Origin of the sequence: Pseudomonas sp. EGD-AK9, assembly GCF_000465935.2 — a bacterium.
GTDB lineage: Bacteria > Pseudomonadota > Gammaproteobacteria > Pseudomonadales > Pseudomonadaceae > Aquipseudomonas.
On record NZ_AVOF01000374.1, the window covers coordinates 1 to 20,173 of the forward strand.

At 63.5% G+C, this 20,173-nt stretch carries 17 protein-coding genes and 2 pseudogenes; 10 read left to right on the forward strand and 9 right to left on the reverse strand.

Going from position 1 to position 20,173, the window contains the following annotated elements:
• The first annotated feature begins 306 nt into the window (after positions 1–306).
• Entirely contained in the window at positions 307–504 is a 198-nt protein-coding gene (locus N878_RS16615; protein ID WP_031303308.1) for a hypothetical protein, read from the forward strand.
• Between the two features lie 6 nt (positions 505–510).
• On the opposite strand, the pseudogene N878_RS29820 reads toward N878_RS16615, so the two are convergent.
• Positions 511–671 (reverse strand): annotated as a pseudogene (locus N878_RS29820) (JAB domain-containing protein); the annotation flags it as partial.
• Between the two features lie 258 nt (positions 672–929).
• On the opposite strand from N878_RS29820, the gene N878_RS16620 reads away from it, so the two are divergent.
• Both N878_RS16620 and N878_RS16625 read left to right on the forward strand, forming a co-directional pair.
• Entirely contained in the window at positions 930–2,009 is a 1,080-nt protein-coding gene (locus N878_RS16620; RefSeq protein WP_031303310.1) for an ArsO family NAD(P)H-dependent flavin-containing monooxygenase, read from the forward strand.
• 44 nt (positions 2,010–2,053) lie between these two features.
• Positions 2,054–3,373 (forward strand): hypothetical protein, encoded by a 1,320-nt coding sequence (locus N878_RS16625; RefSeq protein WP_021444733.1) that lies wholly within the window; start codon positions 2,054–2,056, stop codon positions 3,371–3,373.
• 90 nt (positions 3,374–3,463) lie between these two features.
• Here N878_RS16625 and N878_RS16630 read toward each other — a convergent pair.
• Positions 3,464–3,650, reverse strand: a pseudogene (locus tag N878_RS16630) (MFS transporter); the annotation flags it as partial.
• A gap of 310 nt (positions 3,651–3,960) precedes the next feature.
• On the opposite strand from N878_RS16630, the gene polX reads away from it, so the two are divergent.
• A complete protein-coding gene (gene polX, locus N878_RS16635) occupies positions 3,961–5,718 on the forward strand; it encodes a DNA polymerase/3'-5' exonuclease PolX (RefSeq protein WP_051365822.1) in 1,758 nt (585 codons plus the stop codon).
• A gap of 14 nt (positions 5,719–5,732) precedes the next feature.
• On the opposite strand, the gene N878_RS16640 is transcribed toward polX, so the two are convergent.
• The 6 genes from N878_RS16640 to fnr all read right to left on the reverse strand — a co-directional run bounded on the left by N878_RS16640 (position 5,733) and on the right by fnr (position 10,582).
• Positions 5,733–6,554, reverse strand: coding sequence for a CHAD domain-containing protein (locus N878_RS16640; protein WP_021444736.1), 822 nt, complete (start codon positions 6,552–6,554; stop codon positions 5,733–5,735).
• Between the two features lie 4 nt (positions 6,555–6,558).
• Positions 6,559–7,161: a phosphoribosyltransferase family protein gene (locus tag N878_RS16645; protein WP_021444737.1), complete on the reverse strand. Its 603-nt coding sequence runs from the start codon at positions 7,159–7,161 to the stop codon at positions 6,559–6,561.
• A complete protein-coding gene (locus tag N878_RS16650) occupies positions 7,158–8,132 on the reverse strand; it encodes a ribose-phosphate pyrophosphokinase (RefSeq protein WP_021444738.1) in 975 nt (324 codons plus the stop codon). Before N878_RS16650 ends, N878_RS16645 begins: the two co-directional genes overlap by 4 nt.
• Before the next feature lie 75 nt (positions 8,133–8,207).
• On the reverse strand, positions 8,208–8,750 hold the full coding sequence (locus tag N878_RS16655) for an Hsp20/alpha crystallin family protein (protein WP_031303317.1): 543 nt from the start codon (positions 8,748–8,750) through the stop codon (positions 8,208–8,210).
• A 130-nt stretch (positions 8,751–8,880) separates the two neighbouring features.
• Positions 8,881–9,432: a GNAT family N-acetyltransferase gene (locus N878_RS16660; protein WP_021444740.1), complete on the reverse strand. Its 552-nt coding sequence runs from the start codon at positions 9,430–9,432 to the stop codon at positions 8,881–8,883.
• Between the two features lie 400 nt (positions 9,433–9,832).
• Positions 9,833–10,582 carry a fumarate/nitrate reduction transcriptional regulator Fnr gene (gene fnr / locus N878_RS26905; RefSeq protein WP_082457864.1) on the reverse strand — a complete coding sequence of 250 codons (750 nt, stop codon included), beginning with the start codon at positions 10,580–10,582 and terminating at the stop codon, positions 9,833–9,835.
• Positions 10,583–10,848: 266 nt separating this feature from the next.
• Here fnr and N878_RS16670 point away from each other — a divergent pair, with 266 nt between their 5' ends.
• Genes N878_RS16670 through N878_RS16680 form a run of 3 tightly spaced genes read left to right on the forward strand, consistent with a single transcriptional unit; the run spans position 10,849 to position 13,154 of the window.
• A complete protein-coding gene (locus N878_RS16670) occupies positions 10,849–11,751 on the forward strand; it encodes a universal stress protein (protein ID WP_021444744.1) in 903 nt (300 codons plus the stop codon).
• A 30-nt stretch (positions 11,752–11,781) separates the two neighbouring features.
• Entirely contained in the window at positions 11,782–12,465 is a 684-nt protein-coding gene (locus N878_RS16675; protein WP_021444745.1) for a phosphoribosyltransferase, read from the forward strand.
• A 17-nt stretch (positions 12,466–12,482) separates the two neighbouring features.
• Positions 12,483–13,154, forward strand: coding sequence for a dienelactone hydrolase family protein (locus N878_RS16680; protein ID WP_021444746.1), 672 nt, complete (start codon positions 12,483–12,485; stop codon positions 13,152–13,154).
• Positions 13,155–13,182: 28 nt separating this feature from the next.
• On the opposite strand, the gene N878_RS16685 is transcribed toward N878_RS16680, so the two are convergent.
• Positions 13,183–14,163, reverse strand: coding sequence for a magnesium transporter (locus tag N878_RS16685; RefSeq protein ID WP_036988081.1), 981 nt, complete (start codon positions 14,161–14,163; stop codon positions 13,183–13,185).
• Between the two features lie 283 nt (positions 14,164–14,446).
• Between N878_RS16685 and N878_RS16690 the strand changes: the two genes are divergently transcribed.
• The 3 genes from N878_RS16690 (at position 14,447) to groL (ending at position 20,106) form a co-directional block, all read left to right on the forward strand.
• Positions 14,447–17,125, forward strand: a complete 2,679-nt coding sequence (locus tag N878_RS16690; RefSeq protein WP_021444748.1) for a cation-transporting P-type ATPase — start codon at positions 14,447–14,449, stop codon at positions 17,123–17,125.
• 119 nt (positions 17,126–17,244) lie between these two features.
• Positions 17,245–18,402 carry a cyclopropane fatty acyl phospholipid synthase gene (gene cfa / locus N878_RS16695; RefSeq protein ID WP_021444749.1) on the forward strand — a complete coding sequence of 386 codons (1,158 nt, stop codon included), beginning with the start codon at positions 17,245–17,247 and terminating at the stop codon, positions 18,400–18,402.
• 87 nt (positions 18,403–18,489) lie between these two features.
• Positions 18,490–20,106, forward strand: coding sequence for a chaperonin GroEL (groL, locus tag N878_RS16700; protein ID WP_021444750.1), 1,617 nt, complete (start codon positions 18,490–18,492; stop codon positions 20,104–20,106).
• Positions 20,107–20,173 lie beyond the last annotated feature (67 nt).

A 20,173-nucleotide genomic window follows, 5' to 3' on the forward strand; every position in this document is an offset into this window, starting at 1 on the left:
GCAGGGCGTCCAGCGCGGCATGCCCGGTCGCTTGGCGACTGGGCGCGCGGGCAACGTCCTGGGCACGCCAGAGGCGGCGACTGTCGAAGAGGTGCTCAAGGGCGACCGCGGAAGGCATGGCGTTGAAATCGTCCGAATACTGTTTATATGTACAGTATTCGGTTTGCCCGGCACCCGGTCAAGGCGCCGGCCGTCGGTGGGCACTCCGGATACGCCGGATGGGCGCAGGGCCTGCTCCGTCCGGCTACGACCTAGAGAAATATTGCCGCTCTAGAGAGCACGCTCGAATACTTGAGGTGCGCTGAGTTGAGCCGTATGACACGCAATATCTGCAAGACACTAAACATGGTGGCCAGCAACAGCGAGGCCGCCGCTATAGTCGTCATGCGTGCCGCCGAACGAATCGGCGATGAACTGCTCAAGCAGCAACTGTTCAACGTGATTCACCGCATGAACCTGGATGCCACCCAGCTGCGCTCGATCCGGGATGATGTCGCAGCGTAAAACCTAGGCGCTGTCGATGGTGCCGCGGAACATCTCGACGGACTGGATCAGGAGCTGCTTGGCATCCGGAAACAGTGCTGCGAAAACCTCATGTTCGCGGCCAGCTTGGCGATCAGGTACTCCTTGACCAGCACCGGCGACGTGAAGGCTTCGCCTCGCTGAACCTTGTTAGCTCAGAACCTTCCTTCCTGGCCTGTTTTAACAGGCCATTTCATTGGCATTTGCCATGTCTAAGGTCAGCCCCGGCGACTCGCTACGGCGAGAGTCAGGGCCTTTCTGCAGTCATTCTCAGAGACTGTGGGCCCACTTTAGGGTTGAGTGGGTCGCCACTGCTGGGTGCTCAAGCTAATCGGCGCTTGCGGTATGTCAGTGCTTTGCGTTCCGTAACCGATAGACTGTCCCTGCAGCCAAATAGGGGCACTCAAATGGACGCTGAGCATGGCGATGTGTGGGACGTTGTCGTTATTGGCGGCGGGCAGGCGGCCCTGTCTACGGCATACTTTCTGCGCCGCGCTCAATTGTCGTACTTGATTCTCGATGCCGAGCGGGAACCAGGAGGCGGCTGGCGTCATGGCTGGAATTCACTGCGCTTGTTCTCTCCCGCATCGTGGAGTTCTATTCCCGGTTGGATGATGCCTCCCGTGCGGGATGGCTATCCTTCTCGCGATGATGTAATCGACTATCTTTCTCAGTACGAAGCCCGTTATCAGTTACCTGTCAAGCGGCCGGTGCGGGTCACTTCCGTCTCGCGTACCAAGGATGGTTTGCGTGTCCATGCCGGGCAGAGCCACTGGGATGCAAGGGCTGTCGTTAGTGCCACAGGTACCTGGAGTAACCCTTATATTCCCGATTATCCGGGCGCTGAGCTCTTTAAAGGCCAGCAATTGCATTCCGCTCACTATGTAGAGGCGCAGCCCTTTTCAGGCAAACGGGTCTTGGTGGTAGGTGGCGGAAACTCCGGAGCGCAGATTCTCGCCGAGCTGTCGAAGGTCGCCGAGACCACTTGGGTGACGCCGAGCGAACCGCTGTTTCTGCCTGACGAAGTCGACGGCCGGGTACTGTTCGAGCGCGCCACCGAGCGCTGGAGGGCGCAGCAGCAGGGGCGAGTGATCGAACAGCCGGTGGGCGGCCTTGGCGATGTGGTGATGGTGCCGCCAGTGCGCGACGCGCGCGAACGTGGCGTGCTGCATGCGGTGCGCCCCTTCGTGCGCTTCACCGAGCACGGCGTGGTCTGGGCCGATGGTTCGGAGTCGCCAGTGGATGCGGTGATCTGGTGCACCGGCTTTCGTCCGGCGCTGAGTCATCTGGCTGCGCTCGACGTGCTGGAAGCTGATGGCCGCGTGGCTGTGGCTGGCACCCGAGCGGAGAAGGTACCGGCGCTCTGGCTGGTGGGCTATGGCGAATGGACCGGCTCTGCCTCGGCAACCCTGGTCGGCGTCGCGCGCACTGCTCGCAGCACGGCGGAGGAGATCAGCGCCTACCTGGCGTCCGGCGCGATCCGTTGATCCCGATAGGCCTGGCCATGGGCCGGCATGGGTGGAGTCGAACGATGGACGAGAACCTTTCCAAGGAGCCGCTGGCGCATCTGGTTTCTCTGGCCGGGCTGAGTGTCGAGACGCTGAACAGCCGCTGTTTCTGCATCAGCCTCGATGACGAGGCGCTGCGCGTCGCTTTGCAGAGCAGCCTGGGTCGGCCCGAGCTGTATCGCCTGGTGCGCGAGCGCTGCCCTTATCTGTTCGCTGCCCAGCCGGTGTTCGTCGCTCCTGCCCAGCTGCAGCGTATGGCCGAAGTGATCGCCGCGGTCGAATCGGTGGTGGCGCTGCCGACCTACCGCGAGCGGGTACTGGCGCGAGCGCCGGTCATCGCCCGCCACGATCCCGGTGCCCTGGGCGTGTTCTTCGGCTACGACTTCCATGTCACCGAGGCGGGCTTCGGCCTGATCGAGATCAACAGCAATGCCGGTGGCGCCATGCTCAATGCGCTGTTGGCGCGGGCACAGAAGGTTTGCTGCCCGGCCCTTGAGCGCCTGTTGCCGCCGGCGTGCCAGGCCGAGGCACTGGAGCAGGCGATAATTGCCATGTTCCACGAGGAATGGGCCAGAACCGGACAGTCGCGCCCGCTGCTCAGCATTGCCATCGTCGATCAGGCGCCCGAGCAGCAGTATCTCTACTCGGAGTTCCTGCTGTTCCAGCAACTGTTCCTGCGCCACGGGCTGCAGGCGGTGATCGCCGATCCGGGCGAACTGCAGCTGCGCGACGGGCGCCTGTGGCACGGCGAGTTGGCCATCGACCTGGTCTACAACCGGCTAACCGACTTCGCCCTGCAGGCGCCGGCCCTTGGCGTCTTGCGCCAGGCCTACTTGGACGGTGCCGTGCTGCTTACCCCGCATCCGCGCGCTCATGCCCTATATGCTGACAAGCACAACCTGACTCTGCTCGGCGACGCCCGTCAGCTGGAACAGCTCGGCGTGCCGCCGGCCACCCGCGACTTGCTGCAGGCGGCGATTCCGACCACCGAAGCGGTGGAGGCGGGCAACGCCGAGCGCCTGTGGCGCGCGCGCAAGCAGCTGTTCTTCAAGCCCAGCGCCGGTTATGGCAGTCGCGCTGCTTACCGTGGCGACAAGCTGACGCAGCGGGTCTGGCAGGAGATTCTGGCCGGCGACTATGTGGCCCAGGCTCTGGTTCTGCCGGGGCAGCGCGCTTTGTCGGATGCAGCTCCGGCGCTCAAGTACGACTTGCGCGCCTACGTCTACAAGGGCCAGGTGCAGTGGGTAGCGGCACGCCTGTACCAGGGCCAGACCACCAACTTCCGTACCCCCGGCGGCGGCTTCGCGCCGGTATACCCGGGCGCCGCCCAAGCCTGCGCCTGATCACGCCGGCCGGTGCTGCGATAGCCCTGGGAAAATCAGTGCGGCGGCCCGTACGAAGGCGCTCGCTACGTTAGGTACAGGGTCTGGAACACCCAGCTGGGACACTGGGCATGGCCCCCAAGGAAGAAACCGACGCCCTCGAGCGCGTTCTTGGAGCCGGTCAGGCACGTCACCCGGCACAGGGGGCGCTGCTGCTCGCCGGGCACCGGCAGCTTGATCGAGTTCTTGCCGCTATCTTGCTTGGAGCTGTGGCGATGCCTGGCAGCGCCTGCGCCCCAGGCGCGCTGGCGATCGGATAGGGCCAATGCCTGCATGAATACCATTCGTCCGCTGATTACTGTCAACGATCCACGGCGTTGAGGTCGGCTGACGTAAATCAAAATGGCCGGTGACTGTCATTGCCATCGTTTAAAGACCGTCACTCCACTTTGGTTATGAGGGATCAGTCATGTGCCTTGGCAAATACTGCTGTCGCGACGTCTATAGCACCGTGCCCGCTGGGTCCACTCTGACCATTGCCTATCCGCCGGGTGGCCGTCGCATGCGCGCAGAACGCGCGCGCAGCCAAGGTTTCTAGGGGCGCGATCATGCCCGCTCATCCACGCACAGACGCCGGGGCGCTGCCGGACAATGAACACATTGCCCATGTGTTTGAAGAAATAGCCGATCTGCTTGAACTCGAAGATGCCAATCCGTTCCGCATTCGTGCCTACCGTAATGCCGCCCGCAGCGTGCGTGGCGCAGAGGCTCAACTCACCGCACAGGTACGGGCTGGCAAGCCGCTGCCGAAGCTGCCGGGGATTGGCGCGGATCTGACAGAAAAAATACGAACGATCAGTCTTACCGGCCGCTGCCCGCTGCTCGAGCTCCTCCATGGCGAAGTTCCCGCTGGCCAGATCGAATTGCTGCAGTTGCCTCATATCGGGCCGAGACGGGTTCACCAGTTACACCGGGAGCTGGGGGTCGACTCGCTTGCGGCCTTGCAGGAAGCCTTGCGCAGCGGTCGTCTGGCGCATCTGCACGGCTTCGGGCCGCGCCTGCTAGACCAGCTAGACAAAGCGTTGAGGATCAGGAGCGCCCGCGAGCGCCGACACCTGCAAATCGATGCCAAAGCTCAGGCAGAGGCCCTGTTGAACTTCATCCATGGTTTGGAAGGCGTGGAGCAGGTACGGGTGGCCGGTAGCCTGCGCCGACGTCGAGATACCGTTGGCGATCTGGATTTCGTCGTGTGCACCCAGGGCAATACCCAGCAGCTTATGAATGCGCTGCTGGCTTATCCCCTGGTCGCCGAGGTTATGGCATCCGGCGCGACGCGCAGCAGCCTGCGCTTGGGCAGTGGCATGCAGGTGGATGTCCGGATAGTTGGCCGGGAAAGTTTTGGCTCGGCATTGCTCTACTTGACCGGCAGCAAGGCGCACAGCATCGCGTTGCGGCGTCGGGCTCGCACGCTGGGCTGCAAACTCAACGAATACGGCGTTTTCCGTGGCGCCGAGCAGCTTGCCGGCGAGACCGAGGAGGGCACCTACCAGGCCCTCGGCCTGCCCTGGATCGCTCCCGAGTTGCGCGAGGACAACGGGGAGATCGCCGCCGCCGAGGGCAACCTGCTGCCGGTGTTGATCGAGACGGCTGATCTGTGTGGCGACCTGCACTGCCATACGCGTGCCGGCTACGGTCGCAACAGCCTGCGTGAAATGGCTCTGGCTGCGCAGCGCTTGGGTTGGGAATACCTGGCAATCACCGATCATTCGCAACGCTTGAGCATCGGTCATGGTCTGGATGCCGGACGCTTGGCTCGGCAGCTCGATGAGATCGACCGATTAAACGATGAGCTGGATTCGTTGACCCTGCTCAAGGGGTGTGAGGTGGACATCCTCCCCGACGGCAAGTTGGACCTGCATGACAGCATCCTGGCGCGCTTGGACATAGTGGTAGGCGCCGTGAACAGCAACTTCCAGCTGTCTGCCAAGCAGCAAACTCGACGTATCCTGCGGGCGATGGATTCAGCCTATTTCACCATCCTGGCGCACCCCAGCGGCCGTCTGCTGCTGGAGCGCGAGGCATGCGCCCTGGATATGCATGCGGTGATCAGGCATGCCCGGCAGCGCGGTTGCTTCCTCGAACTCAACGCGCAACCGCAGCGCCTGGATCTGGACGAATACCATTGTCGACTCGCCAAGGATGAGGGGGTGTTGCTGAGCATCTCCTCGGATGCTCATCGCTTGGCGGATTTCGCCCTGCTTGATTTTGGCATTGGCCAGGCTCGGCGGGGGTGGCTGGAGCGCGCCGACGTGTTGAATACTCGAAGTCTGACGCAACTGCATGAGCTGCTGCGGCGTAGCCGTTGATGCGACCCTCAGGCTTAGGCTGAGATAGGCACCGGCAGGAGTGGATCTCTCGACACCCGGTGCTCATGAACCGTGGTCTGCCCCAGGTTGAGGCGCAATCGGAGTATCTCGGCTTCGGCATCCTGCAAGGCGCTGATCGACGCCTTCTGCCAGTCCGCTAACAAGGGCTGGAGATCCCGCTCGGAAGCCGCCTTGAGACACCACTGAGACAGGTCATGCCAGGTTCCGAGTGCTGACAGCACGGCCTTCAACGAACGGACTGCCTGCTGCGAAACCGCGGCTTGCCGCGGATAGGCATCAATCATGTAGCGGGCGTGCTTAGCCAGAATTCGCAGTTTGTGGCGATCGTATTCCGGATTTCCAAGCGCTTGGGCCAATTGTTGAACCTGTCTGTCCAAGCGTTTGCTGATCAGCTTGCCCAAGTTCCTGGCCTTACCTGCCATTCGCTCGGCGCGAAACGACCTTGGCCATTCATCCAGCTCGGCAAAGAGTATCGCCAGTGCCCGACTTTGCAGCACCCGCTCAACCGATGCCCTCAGAGCAGCCCGCCTGGATGCTGCCAGCTCGCGATATCCCTTTTGTTCCAATTCGTTAATCAGTACTTCGAGGTCTCTTACGGGGACGGTCAGGTTTCCCACCGCAGCGGCTGCGCTGTCCAGGCGCCCAACCGAGTCGATCTTGCGCAAAGGCCTCAGCAGGCTCCGCAACCGTCGTAGCTGAATCCTCAGGTCATGCAGGGCTTCGCCATCGGTGCTGGCCTGCAGGCGGCAGCGGGCGTGGTAAAGCGCGATCTCGGCTTTCAGGACCTGCTCGAGGATTTCATCGAACATGGACATGGCGTTAGTTCCTGCCACTGGTTCGAGGCGGCATGGAATCTTCGGGTGGGAGAGGATGCTGGCCGTGGCGGACAATCTCGATGCGCAAGTCCGCCTCGTAGGGTGGCACATGGCACTCGACAATATCGTCGGGCGCGACTTGCAGCCTGATCCCCACTACGTCTGCCTGGATCGGTTGGGTTCTGACGCAACGGTCCACCAGCACCGCGGTGTGTACCCGGCGTGCCCCCAATTGCGCTAGGTAGGCGCAGGAGCGCAACAGCGAGTGTCCTTCGTAGAGGACATCGTCAACCACCAGCAGGGGCGTAGCGGCGAGGTCCAGCGCCGCCAGTTCAGGGCTTTCGGTGAGCGCCGTGCCTGGGTGCAGAAGGCTGAGGTCGTCTGCATAGCGCTGAACCTTCAGGCTGTAGATTGGCGGCTGCGGCTTGCCGGATTGGCTGCTGTAATGCCGCTGCAGCATAGTCGCCAGGGGCACTCCCCGGCGCAGGATGCCGACCATGGCGAACGGCTGGCCGTGGAAGAACACCGCCAGCTGGCGCGCCATGCATGCCAGAACCTCATCGAGTTCCTGGGCGTCGTATAGGCAGTGCGTGTTGGCGTCGTTCATCGGCCGGCATCCCCGATCGCGTACTGGCTCTCCAGCGCTGCTGCGATTGCGGCGGAAGTGTCCAGCACCTCGACGCGACCGGCCTGTACAAATGACTCCATCCTGGGAGACGGAATGCTGTCGCTGACCACGATCCGCTCGAACAGCTGGCTCTTCAGGAAAGACTCGCTGCCGCTTGTGAGCAGCGCGTGAGTCGCCATCGCCCATACGCACTTGGCACCGCTGTTGTGGCAGGCTTCGGCGGCGCGCATCAGGGTCGACCCGGTACTGATCAGATCGTCGACGAGGACGACGTTACGTCCTTCGACACTGCCCACCAGCAGGCTCCCGCTGAGGGCCTCGTCGCTGCGGTATTTTTCCACGCAGGCGCGGGCTACCGAATGTCCCAGTCGCCGCTCTAAAACCTGGCGGAAACGCTCGGCGCGCTTGATTCCGCCAAGGTCTGGAGAAACGACCACCGGTGCCTCGCCCCGGTGTTCGTGGATGAAGTGCTCAGCAAAGAGCTGCGTGCTCTCAAGATGCTGGGTTGGAATGCGGAAAGCATTATCGAATGCTGCCTTGCTGTGCACGTCCAGGGTCGTCAGGCTGTCGATGCGGCTCGCTTCCATCAGCGTGGCGAGATAGCGCGTGATGACCGGATCCTGTGCGTGGATACGTTGCTCTTTACGTGAGTAGCAAAGGTACGGGGACACCACCTGAAGATGTCGAGCCCCAGCATCCTTGATCGCGGAACAGAGAAACAGCAAGCGGCACAGCTTGTCGTGCACGCTTAGCCCGCGTTCGGGGTAGAGCCCTGCAAAGACCACGACACGCCTGCCGGCCACAGCCTCCTGCGGGTGGCACTTGTACTCGCCGTCCTCATACTCATGCTCTCCCACTGTGCCGAGAGGCAATCCGAGGTGCCGGGCTACGCGGGTGGCAAAGGAGTGACTTTCATGAAGAGCGAACAGCAGAGGGGCTGCATTGAACATGATCGCACCTCCTCGAAGCCCGGGACTCTGGGAGAGGCGCAGGTCCTGACGCATGCAGGGCCTGCGCAACGGCGTTCAGCGCGACTTGACCGGGATGACTTTCTCCGGTTTGACTGCCTCGGGGCGTTTGGGCAGGGAGATCGCCAGGACCCCCTTGGTGAAGTTCGCTTCGATGTGATCCACGTCGACGCCTTTGGGAAGGCTGAAAATACGCTCGAACGAGCCATAGTGCCTTTCCGAGAGATGGTAGTCCTTACGCGTTTCTTCCTTCTCGTCCTTTTTCTCGCCGCTGATGGACAGGTTGCCATTCGCGAGCCTGATCTGAATGTCCTTTTCTTCCATGCCCGGTAGTTCGACGGTGATTTCGAACGACTTGTCCTTTTCCGCGATGTCCACCGCCGGTATGCCATATCCGGACATGCTGCGTTTCCAGAACGGCTCGATGTCGAATGAGCTGCGGCCGAAGGGGAAATTCAGAGGGGGGCGGATGAAGTCCTCGAACAGGCGATCCACCTCAGTGCGCAGGGTATCCAGTGGCCGCCAGGGATCGCTCAGAGCAGGGCTTCTGGTGGTTTGTGGTGCTGCTTTTTCAGGGACTTCCTTTACGGGATGTGCCATTTTCATGTCCTCCTGCTTGGGGTGCTGTTTCGCTGCTCGACCTCCATTTCATCTCTTCCTGCCAGAAATCTTGTAGCGCCTGCCCGGACGATTCTTGATCTTCATCAAAGGATCGCGCGTCAGCCCCCGACTAAAGCTCCAGGCGGTGAATTACCTGTGTGGCATCTTGAGGATCGCGGGCATGTTGGAAGCCCAACTCATGGGCCAGGGCCTGCAAGTGGCTATTGGCTGCGGAATCTACCGAGTACATCTGCTTGAAGCCGTTCTGTCGGGCAGTATCGATGAGATGGCGCATCAACGCGGTGCCGAGCCCACGATGCTGCCAGGTATCGGTAACGGTCACCGCGCATTCGCACTGTCCGTTTTCCCCGGTCGAGGCATATCGGCTGACCCCGACCTCGATCAGTTCCCCATCCTGGTGAACAAGGGCGACAAAGGCCATTCTGTGGCTGTAGTCGGCTTGCAGGAGAGAGTCGAGGAGGGCAGGGCTGACTTCCTTCACCGCGCCAAGAAAACGGAAATGGCGCGTTTCGGGTGACAGATTGCGGATGAACTTGGCTTCACGCTCCCGATCCTCTGGTCTGATCGGGCGGATCAAGACGTGGCTGCCATCGTTCAGGTGTTCGATCCAGTGTTCGTCGACTCGCGCGTCTGTTTGCTGAGTGTCGTGGAGCGAAGGCATGTTGCGTACTCCGTTGGGAGGCGGTCCGCTAAATTTCTACTCCCATGGCAGCGCAGCGGATTGATCGGGATCAACTTGAGGGCAGCATCTAATGCCTTACATCGGCTGCAGTAAGTCGACGACGCGGCGCAGCGGTTCCGTGCCGACTCTGCGGTACTGAAGGTTATCGGGAGCTGAGCCTCAAGCGGCAGATGGTCGGCATCCGGCCGGCTTGCCGAGCTTATCCGAGACGAGAATGGAGCACTTCCACATGGAAAGTTTGAGGAGTCGGTGACGCCGTGCATCGGTCAAGAGAGCGAATCGACCCGAGTCAACGTCTGGCGAGTAGGCCTTCTAGCGCACCGGCGATCATCGCGAACCGGCCAAACGGAGGCTTGGTTCCGGTTGCATCCCCATTGTTTTAGAACTGTTTTGCACCGCTGGTATCACCCTGTCTGCACAGCCTCTGAATATCCAGCAAATGCACTTCGTGGCCGCTGCCGGCAATTAGCTTCAACTCACGAAAGCGAGTAAACAGACGACTGACCGTTTCGGTAGTCATACCCAGGTAGTTACCGATGTCGCCACGACTCATGGGCAGCACGAATTGCAGGGGCGAGAGCCCGCGTTGACTATAACGGGCCGAGAGATTGAGCAGAAAAGCCGCCAGACGTCGTTCGGCACTTTCACGCGCATGACTGCGATATTCGTGTTCTTCATGGATTTCCCGGCTCAGGGTATGAAGTAACTGTTTGCGCAGCCCTGGAATTTGACCGGCCAGCTCCTCGAGTTGGTGTACGGGTATTGCGCACACCATCGAGGTTTCCAGAGCAACAGAATAGCTGGGGTAGCGTTCCTCCCCCAAGGCATCGAGACCTATGAGTTCACTCGGCAAGTGAAAGCAGGTGATCTGGTCAGCGCCATCGGGGTTGAGCAGGTAGCTCTTGAGGGCTCCAGAGCGCACGGCATACACATGTTGCACCGAATCGCCTGCGCGAATCAGGTATTCGTTCTTATGCAGCGGCCGGGAGCGTTTGATGATGCCCTCGAGGCGACCTATATCGGTCTCGTCAAGGCAGAGAGGAAGGCACAAGCGGGCCAATGAGCAGTCATGACAACTTAGGTGTGCTAGGCGCGATAGTTCTGGCCCACTGGATGAACGATCAATCATCGCGAATACCTTTCGTAAGCCTGAATAGTAAATTTATAAGAGGATATTTCAGCGGGCGCGGCCTTTCGTCGGAATGATGACGCATCCGCCTAGCAGGAGATAAACGGTACAGCTAAGACGCTGTAAACAATGCTTTTCTGCCGGACAGTTAGTCCCACCTCCGCAGCGAAAATTGACCTGCATCAATCTGTTCCTGCTCCTCGAACCGCAATCTGTAGTTGGTCTTGGTGGCGTCAGATCGAGCGCTTGTCAGGTGGAGGTGGGGCATGAACCAAACTCGAAGAATCCTGCTGGTGGGTCATACGGAGCAGCATAGGTCCGCGGCTTTGCAAAGGGCGGTCGCACTCGCGATGGCTGGCGATACGCCATTGCATATCGCCGTTCTAGTTGAGCCCTTCATGACTTACTCGTTATTGGCGAGCGAGATCAGGAATCAGGTGCGTCAAAGCATGCTCAACGAACAGCGGCGGAGTTGGGACAAGGAAGTCGAGCCCCTCAGGAGCAAGGGTCTCCAGGTTACTTGTTCGGTAACTTGGGCTGAGAACGTGCACGAGGAAATCATTTGCCAGGTTCGCGAGTTGCAGCCGGTCATGCTGGTGAAGGACATCCAGCGCGAGACAATGCTCAAACGGGCTTTCGTCACGCCTTTGGACTGGCATCTGCTACGTAGTTGCCCTGTGCCACTTCACCTCGTGAGCGATGCCCGCCATCCCAAACCCCGCGTGGTGGCGGCGGCAGTCGATCTGGCTGATCCGGATGCACAATACTCGGGCCTCAACGACCAGATCATTGCAGCCGGTACCAGCCTGGCCACGCAATGTGGTGCCGGGTTTCAGTTGCTCTACATCCACGAAAACATGCCGGCTTATGTCGCCGATGGCGAAGCGGTGGCCGATTGGGCAGAAATCACCGAGCAGTTGCGCGCATCGCTGCATCAATCGTTCGTGGCCCTGGCCGATCGACATGACGTTCCCCAGGAGCGGCGTCACTTCATTACCGGTCAGCCGGTTGCCGGCATCATCGAATTTGCTCAAGAGCAACAGGTTGATGTCGTGGTGATGGGACGCGTTCACCGGAGAGTGCTGAACAAGTGGATTGGCAGTACGACGGAGTCGGTGCTCTACCGGCTCCCCGGGAGCGTCCTGGCCATACGCCCCGAATCTGGCTGAACGGCTCACGCACTGCACGAGGGTCGCAGGATGAACCATAGCCACGCACTGCAGATTCCGATTCCCGATCGGCGGGCGGCCGGTCAGGCACTGGTGCCCATGCTGGACGCGTACCGCGGTCGCGCCGACACCATTGTCCTGGCCCTGCCGCGCGGTGGCGTTCCGGTCGCCTACGAGATCGCCTGCGCGCTGGAGTTGCGCCTGGACCTGCTGACGGTACGCAAGCTGGGGCTGCCGTATCACGATGAGTTGGCGATGGGTGCCATCGCCAGTGGCGGCGTGCGCGTGCTCAACCGAGATGTGCTGGCCATGCACGATATCGACGAAGCCACCCTGGACGCGGTGGCGCAGCGGGAGCTGCTGGAGCTGCAGCGCCGGGAGCGGGTCTATCGCGGCGATCACCCCATGCCGGAGCTGTGCTCCCAGCAGGTGATTCTGGTGGACGACGGGCTGGCGACCGGCGCCACCATGCGCGCGGCGGTGCAAGCGGTGCGCAATCGGGGGGCGGCGCGCATCGTCATCGCCGTGCCGGTAGCCCCAAGCGACACCATCGCCGAGCTGCGGGAGGAGGTGGATGAGGTCATCTGTCCCTTCGCCCCCGAGTTCTTCACGGCTATCGGGCGCTGGTATGTGGATTTTTCACAGGTCAGCGATCAAGCGGTGATGCGCCTGCTGCAACACGCCTGGCAGCGCAAGTTGCCGAGTGTCAGCTAAGCGCGGGGAGGCCAGTGATGCACCAAGCTCGACTGAGCATTGAACTGCCGGATGTGCGATTGGTGGGCGACCTGTGGCTACCTACCGAAGCGAAGGGCTTGGTGGTGTTCGTGCATGGCAGTGGCAGCAGCCGCTTGAGCCCGCGCAATCAGCAGGTGGCGCGCTATCTGAGCGAGCAGGGGCTGGCGACCCTGTTGTTCGACCTACTTACCGAGTCCGAGGAGCGCATCGACAGGGTCACCTGTCAACTACGCTTCGACATTCCACTGTTAACGCACCGCCTTGTCGGCGTCCTTGACTGGATTGCCGCCGACCCTGAGCTGAGCCATCTGCCGGTGGGTTTGTTCGGTGCCAGCACCGGCGCCGCCGCGGCGATCCTGGCCGCCGTCGAGCGACCGGACCGGGTGCAGGCGATCGTCAGTCGCGGCGGACGCACCGATCTGGCAGGTAATCAACTCGAGCGGCTGCGAGCGCCCATCCTGCAGATCGTCGGTGCTCGTGACCTACCTACGCTCGGCGGCAATCGTCAGGTCAGCCGGGCATTGGCCTGCGAACAGCGACTGGACGTGATTCCCGACGCCACGCACCTGTTCGAGGAGCCGGGCACGCTGCAGGAGGTCGCGCGTCTGGCCGCTGGATGGTTCGAACAGCATCTGAGCGCAGCGCTCCAGCGCGGCGCCAGGCGCTGAGCTGGCTCTCAACCGCCGGGGTTCGACCTCAAATCAGCAGGCTCGCAATACCCAGGTAGATCAGGATCGACAGTAAATCCTGGACCACGGTCGCCAGCGGGCCGCTGCCGAACGCCGGGTCCATGGCCCCGGCGCTGAGTAGCCAGGGCAGAGCCATGGCGGCCAGGGTTGCGCTCCCGCAGGCTGCAAATACCGCGAGACCGACGCACAGGGCGATGTCCGCCTCATGCCACAGCAGCCATACCAGCGGCCCCGCGACCAACGCCAGGGCAAGGCCGATGGCCAGGCCCACCAGCAGTTCGCGGCCGAGCATCCTGCGCATGCCGATGCCCACCGAGAGGCCGCGCACCACCACGGTCTCGGTCTGGGTGCCGACGGCATCGGCCAGGTAGATGATCCCCGGCAGGAAGAACGCCAGCATGACCTTGTCCTGCAACTGGGCCTCGAAACGGCCGACGAAGTCGGCCGCCAGCAGCGCGCCCACCAGCCCGACCAGCAACCAGGGGATGCGATGACGAAAACGGCGGATCACCGGCTCCTCGCTCGAGGCGCGTGCGGCCTCGGTGCCCTTGATGAATCCGCCGAGGCGGGTGAGATCCTCCTCGTGCTCGCTCAGCAGCACCGCCAGCAGGCGATGGGGCGGAATCACCCCGATCAGCTCATCGTCGGCGTCGACCACGGCGAGCGCCGACTCCTGATGGCAAACGGCGCGCCAGGCGGCGATCTCCTGGTCCACTCCCGGTGCCACACGGGGAGCCTCGCGGTCCATCAGGGCATCGAGGCGCCGATCGGCCGGTGCGCCCAGCAGGTCCTCGATCCTGAGCAGGCCGAGGAAGCGTCGGCCCGTGCAGATCACGATATGGCTGGCGCATGCGTAGCGCTGTTGCATCAGGGCTGCACGGACGTCATCAACCCGTTGCTCGGGGGGGAATACCGGTATGTCCCGCGTCGCATGCTGCGCCGCGGTTTCGAAACTGATGCGCTCTGGTCCGTTGACAGTCGGCGACATGGGCATCTCCTTGGCTGCAGACGAGGCGGTGCGTCTTCACTAGCCTGGAATATAGGCGCAATCGGCCGCACCGCCCCGTCGTGCGTGAACCGCCAAGGCTGCGCGGTTTTCTTGATACCCATCAAACCGACAGCGGGGATGGCCGCCTAGGCTGAAACGATAGCGCGGCATGGAAGGGCGCGAGCACTCTGCGGCATTCGCTAAGTCGCATCTCGAGAGCGCGGCGGCCAAGGATTCGAGGCGTACCGGCACGGCCAATGAAAGCTGAGGCGAGGACGCGCGGATGAAGATTCAGACGCTCGGGCCGCAGGAGGCCTTGGCCAGTCTGCAGAGTGGCCCGGAGGGGCTCGCGGAGGCGGAAGCCGAGCGGCGGCTTGCGACATTCCAGGCCAACAGAATCCTGCATCTGCGGGCCGCGCCCTGGTGGCGGCGGTTCGTCGCGGGCTTCATCCACTTCCTGGCGATTGTCCTGTGGCTGGCCGCGGGGCTGGCCTTCTTCGCCGAATGGCGCGATCCGGGCAAGGGCATGGCGACGCTGGGCGTGGCCATCATCTGCGTCATCCTGATCAATGCGCTGTTCTCCTACTGGCAGGAATACCGGGCGGGGCGTTCGATCCTCGCCCTGGAGCGCCTGATGCCGGACAGCGTGCGTGTGTTGCGCGACGGGCGCCTGCGCAAGCTGAATCGCGCGCTGCTGGTGCCCGGCGATGTGGTGCTGCTGTCGGCCGGGGACAACGTGCCGGCCGATTGCCGGGTTCTGGAAGCCTTCGATGTGCGCATCAACATGGCCGCGCTGACCGGCGAGTCCTACCCGGTGGCCCGGGATGCCGAGCCCAGCGATGCGCCCGATCTGCTGCACTGCCGCAATATCCTGCTGGCCGGCACCACGCTGCTCAGTGGCGAGGCGCGGACGCTGGTCTACGCCACGGGCATGCGCACCGAGTTCGGCCGCATCGCCCACCTGATTCAGGCCGGTGGCGACGTCGAAAGCCCGCTGCAACGCCAGATCAACCGCCTGAGCCGGCTGATCGCCATGCTGGCGGTGCTGCTCGGGCTGGTGTTCTTCGGCCTCGGCCAGTGGATCGGGCTCGGCTTCTGGAACAGCTTCCTGTTCGCCATCGGGATCATAGTGGCGAACGTGCCCGAGGGCCTGTTGCCCACCGTGACCCTGTCCTTGGCGATGGGCGCCCAGCGCATGGCGGCCAAGCAAGCGCTGATCCGTCACCTGCCGAGCGTCGAGACGCTGGGCTCGGCCACGGTGATCTGTACGGACAAGACCGGCACGCTGACGCTGAACCGGATGGAGGCGCGCGTGGCCGTGTGCGCGGGCCGCGAGATCGACCTGAGCGGGCAGCCTGCGACCCTGCCGCACAGCCTGCGCGCGGTGGCCTCGCTGTGCCAGACGCTGCAGCGGGGGGAGGTCGACGGCCGGCAGGTGCTGGTCGGCGATCCGCTGGAGGAAGCGCTGCTGCGCATGGCGCAGAACGCGGGCGGGCAGGTGAATCTGCCCCTCGTCGACGAGCTGCCCTTCAGCGCCGAGCGGCGCATGCTGTCGACCCTGCACCGCTCCGAGCAGGGCCTGCTGCTCTTCAGCAAGGGCGCGCTGGAGGCCCTTCTGCCACTCTCGTCCCGGGTGCAGGACGCAGACGCCGAACGCCCGCTCGACGATGCCGAACGCGAGCGCTGGCGCGAGGCGGAGCGGCGCCTCGCGGATCGTGGGCTGCGGGTACTGGCCTTCGCCCACCGGTCGGTGGACGAGGGCTACCAGCGCACCGAACTGGAGCGGGGGCTGGTACTGATCGCCCTGGTGGGGCTCGAAGACCCACCCAGGCCGGAGGTGCCGGTCGCCGTCCAGCGCTGCCAGCAGGCGGGCATCCGCATCCTGATGGTGACCGGCGACCATCCCCGCACGGCGGTAGCGGTGGCACGGGAAATCGGCCTGACCAGGGGGCAGCCCAGGGTCATCAGCGGCGCGGCCCTGGCGGCCATGTCCCACAGCCAGCTGAGCCTGGCGCTGGAGGCGCGTGAACTGATCTTCGCCCGGGTGGACCCGGAGCAGAAGCTGCTGATCGTCAAGGAGCTGCAGGCCAAGGGGGAGGTGGTCGCGGTCACGGGCGACGGGGTGAACGATGCGCCGGCCCTGCGCCAGGGCGATATCGGCATCGCCATGGGCCTTTCCGGCAGCGATGCGGCGCGCGAAGCCGCGGATATGGTGCTGCTCGACGACAACTTCGCCAGCATAGTGGCGGCGGTGGAAGAGGGGCGGGCGGTGTTCCAGAACATCCGCCGCTTCATGACCTACATCCTCACCTCGAATATTCCCGAGATCGTCCCTTATCTGGCATTCGTCCTGCTGCGCATCCCGCTGCCACTGACCGTGGTGCAGATTCTGGCGGTCGATCTGGGTACCGACATGCTGCCGGCGCTGGGCCTGGGCGCCGAGCGCCCCTGGGCGGAACTCATGCAACGTCCACCCCCTTCGGCCCACGAACACCTGCTGGACAGGCGCCTGCTGGCGCGCGCCTATCTGTTCCTCGGGCCGATGGAGGCCGTCGCCGCGCTGGCCGCGTTCTTCTTCGTGCTCGACAGCGGCGGTTGGCAGTACGGCGCTGCGTTGGCCAGCGACACCGAGCTCTACCGCACCGCCACCACGGCCTGCCTCGGCGCGATCGTGCTGATGCAGGTGATGAACCTGTTCCTCTGTCGCAGCGAGCGGGGTTCGCCGTTCGGCACGGGGCGTCCCAACAGGCTGATCTGGGCGGGCCTGGCCTTCGAGATCGTACTGACCCTGCTCATTGTCTATACGCCACTGGGCAACTGGCTGTTCGGCAGCGCACCACTGCCAGCGGCCGCCTGGCTGTTCATGCTGCCTTTCGCCCTGGCCATGGCGTTGCTGGAGGGGGCGCGCAAGGCCTGGGTGGCGAGAGCACACGATTCGATAAAAAGTGAGCTGCATCAATAACCCCAATTGACCGCCGAGCAAAGTACGAAGAACGGCCGCGACTCACAGCGGCATGCAGGCGGGTGGGGGGCGCATGTCCAAGGCAACAGCGCTGCGTGGAGAGGACCGGAGGGGCGACGATGCAAGAAAAGTTTCATCAGCCACAGATGCATGCCGATGCGCAGCGGCGAGCCCGAGACAGGGTCGAGTGGCTGTTGCAACAGGCCGGCATCGGCCTCAACGGCAGCCAGCCGTGGGACATGCAGGTACATGACGAACAGCTCTATTCGCGCATTCTGACCCAGGGAACGCTGGGCCTGGGCGAGGCCTACATGGACGGTTGGTGGAACTGCCAACGCCTCGACCAGTTCGCCTGCCGGGCGCTGCGCGCCGAGCTGCCCCGCAAGGTCGGCTTCACCTGGCACGATGCCGGTCTGGTGGCGCGCGCGCTGGTCTCCAACCTGCAGTCGAAGGCCCGCGCCGGCATGGTCGGCGAGCGTCACTACGACCTCGGCAACAGGCTCTACGAGTGCATGCTCGATTCGCGCATGACCTACACCTGCGGCTACTGGCGCGAGGCCGCCGACCTGGAGCAAGCCCAGGAGCACAAGCTCGATCTGGTGTGCCGCAAGCTCGGCCTGCGCGAGGGGCAGCGGGTGCTGGACATCGGCTGCGGCTGGGGCAGCTTCGCCGAGTTCGCCGCGCGCCGCTACGGCGTCCGGGTGGTCGGCATCACCATCTCCCGGGAGCAGGAGGAATTGGCCCGGCAGCGCTGCCAGGGCCTGCCGGTGGAGATACGCCTGCAGGACTACCGCGACATGCGCGAGCGCTTCGACCACATCGTCTCGCTGGGCATGTTCGAGCACGTCGGCTGGAAAAACCATCGCGGCTACATGCAAGTGGTGCAGCGCTGCCTGGCCGACGATGGCCTGTTCCTGTTGCACAGCATCGGCGTCAATCGCAGCGGCATACGCAGCGATGCCTGGATCGATCGCCACATCTTCCCCAATGGCAATTTGCCGAGCGTCGCGCAGATTGGCCAAGCCATCGAGCCCGACTGGGTCATGGAGGACTGGCATAACTTCGGCGCCGACTACGATCGCACCCTGATGGCCTGGCATGCCAACTTTGAGCGCCGCTGGGGCGAGCTGGCGGCGCACTATGATCACCGTTTCTATCGCATGTGGCGCTACTACCTGCTGACCTGCGCCGGCTCCTTCCGCGCCCGCAAGAATCAGCTGTGGCAGATCGTACTGAGCAAGGGCGGTGTACCGGGCGGCTACCAGGCGCCGCGCTGAGCCTGCGGCTTGATATGGATCAAGGCGGCGAGCTGGGCCCGGATCGAAGCTGTTGCGCAGAGGCAGGATAATCGAGAGGATCGGGCCATGGCGCACAGCAAAATCCTGTTCGGCGGCAGCGCGCGCGAGAAAGTGTTGCGCGGCGCCACGCAACTGGCGGAAGCGATCCGCGTCACCCTCGGGCCCAAGTCCAAATCGGTGCTGATCCAGACCAAGTGGGGCAACCCCATGGTGTGCAACGACGGCGTGACCATCGCCAAACAACTCGACCTGGAGGACCCCGAGGAGAACCTCGGCGCGCAGATGCTGCGCCAGGCAGCCGTGCGTACCGGCGACGCGGTGGGCGACGGCACCAGCACCTCCACCGTACTGGCCCACGCGATCTTCGCCGATGGTGTGCGCAACGTGGTGGCCGGGGCCAGCGCCATCGACCTCAAGCGCGGCCTGGATCTCGGCTTGCGCCTGGCCATCGAGGCACTGCAGGGGCAATCCAGGCCGGTGCGCACGCGCAAGGAGAGGGCTCAGGTGGCGACCATTTCCGCGCATAACGACGAGGGCATCGGCGAACTGGTGGCCGACGCGCTGGAGAAGGTCGGCAACGAGGGCGTGATCAGCGTCGAGGAGTCCAAGACCACCGAGACCGTGGTGGACGTGGTCGAAGGCATGCGCTTCGACCGCGGTTACGTCTCGCCCTATTTCGTCACCGATACCGAGAAGATGCAGGTGGAGTTGGAGGATGCCTACCTGCTGCTGAGCGACCAGAAACTCATCCTGCTCAAGGACCTGATTCCCTTGCTGGAACAAGTCGCCAAGAGTGGCCAACCACTGGTATTCATCGCCGACGATATCGAAGGCGAGGCGCTGGCCACCCTGATCGTCAACCAGATCCGGGGGATATTGCATGCGGTGGCGGTCAAGGCACCTGGCTTCGGTGAGCGGCGCAAGGAGATGCTGCAGGATATTGCCGTGCTGACCGATGCTGTGGTGATCTCCAGCGAGCTGGGCATAAGGCTGGAACAGGTCGAGATCGGCCAGCTCGGCCGCGCCCATCGGGTGGTGGTGGACAAGGAGAGCACGACCCTGATCGGCGGCGCGGGTAGCCGCCAGGCAATCGAGGCGCGAGTGGCGCAAATTCGTCAGCTGATCGGCAAGGCCGCCAGCGACTACGACCGCGAGAAGCTGCAGGAGCGCCTGGCCAAGCTCGCCGGCGGTGTCGCGGTGATCCGCGTCGGCGCCCCCACCGAAGCGGAGATGAAGACGCGCAAGGACGCCCTCGACGATGCCATCGCGGCGACCAAGGCGGCGGTGGCCGAGGGCATAGTCCCGGGTGGCGGGCTGGCGTTGCTGCGCTGTGTACCGGCGCTGGTCGCCGCCGAAGCCGAACGCGAGGGCGATGAGAGGACTGGCCTGCAGATACTGCGCCGCGCCTTGGAGGCGCCGGCGCGGATCATCGCCGAAAACTCGGCGGTGGATGCCGGCGTGGTGGTCGCACGGATGCTTGCCGAACAGGGCTGCATAGGCTTCGATGCGGCGGCCAACCGCTACGTGGACATGTACGAGGCCGGCATCATCGACCCGACCAAGGTGGTACGCGTGGCCCTGGAGAACGCCGTCTCGGTGGCCAGCGTGCTGCTGCTGACCGAGGCGACCATGACCGAGATCGCGGAGAAGGACAGCCCGGCGCCGCCGCCGTTTCCCGTTTAGCCGCTCATTGGCGGGCCCGCAGCTGCGCCAACTCCTCCAGCCACGGGGCCGCGCCGGCATCGCTGGG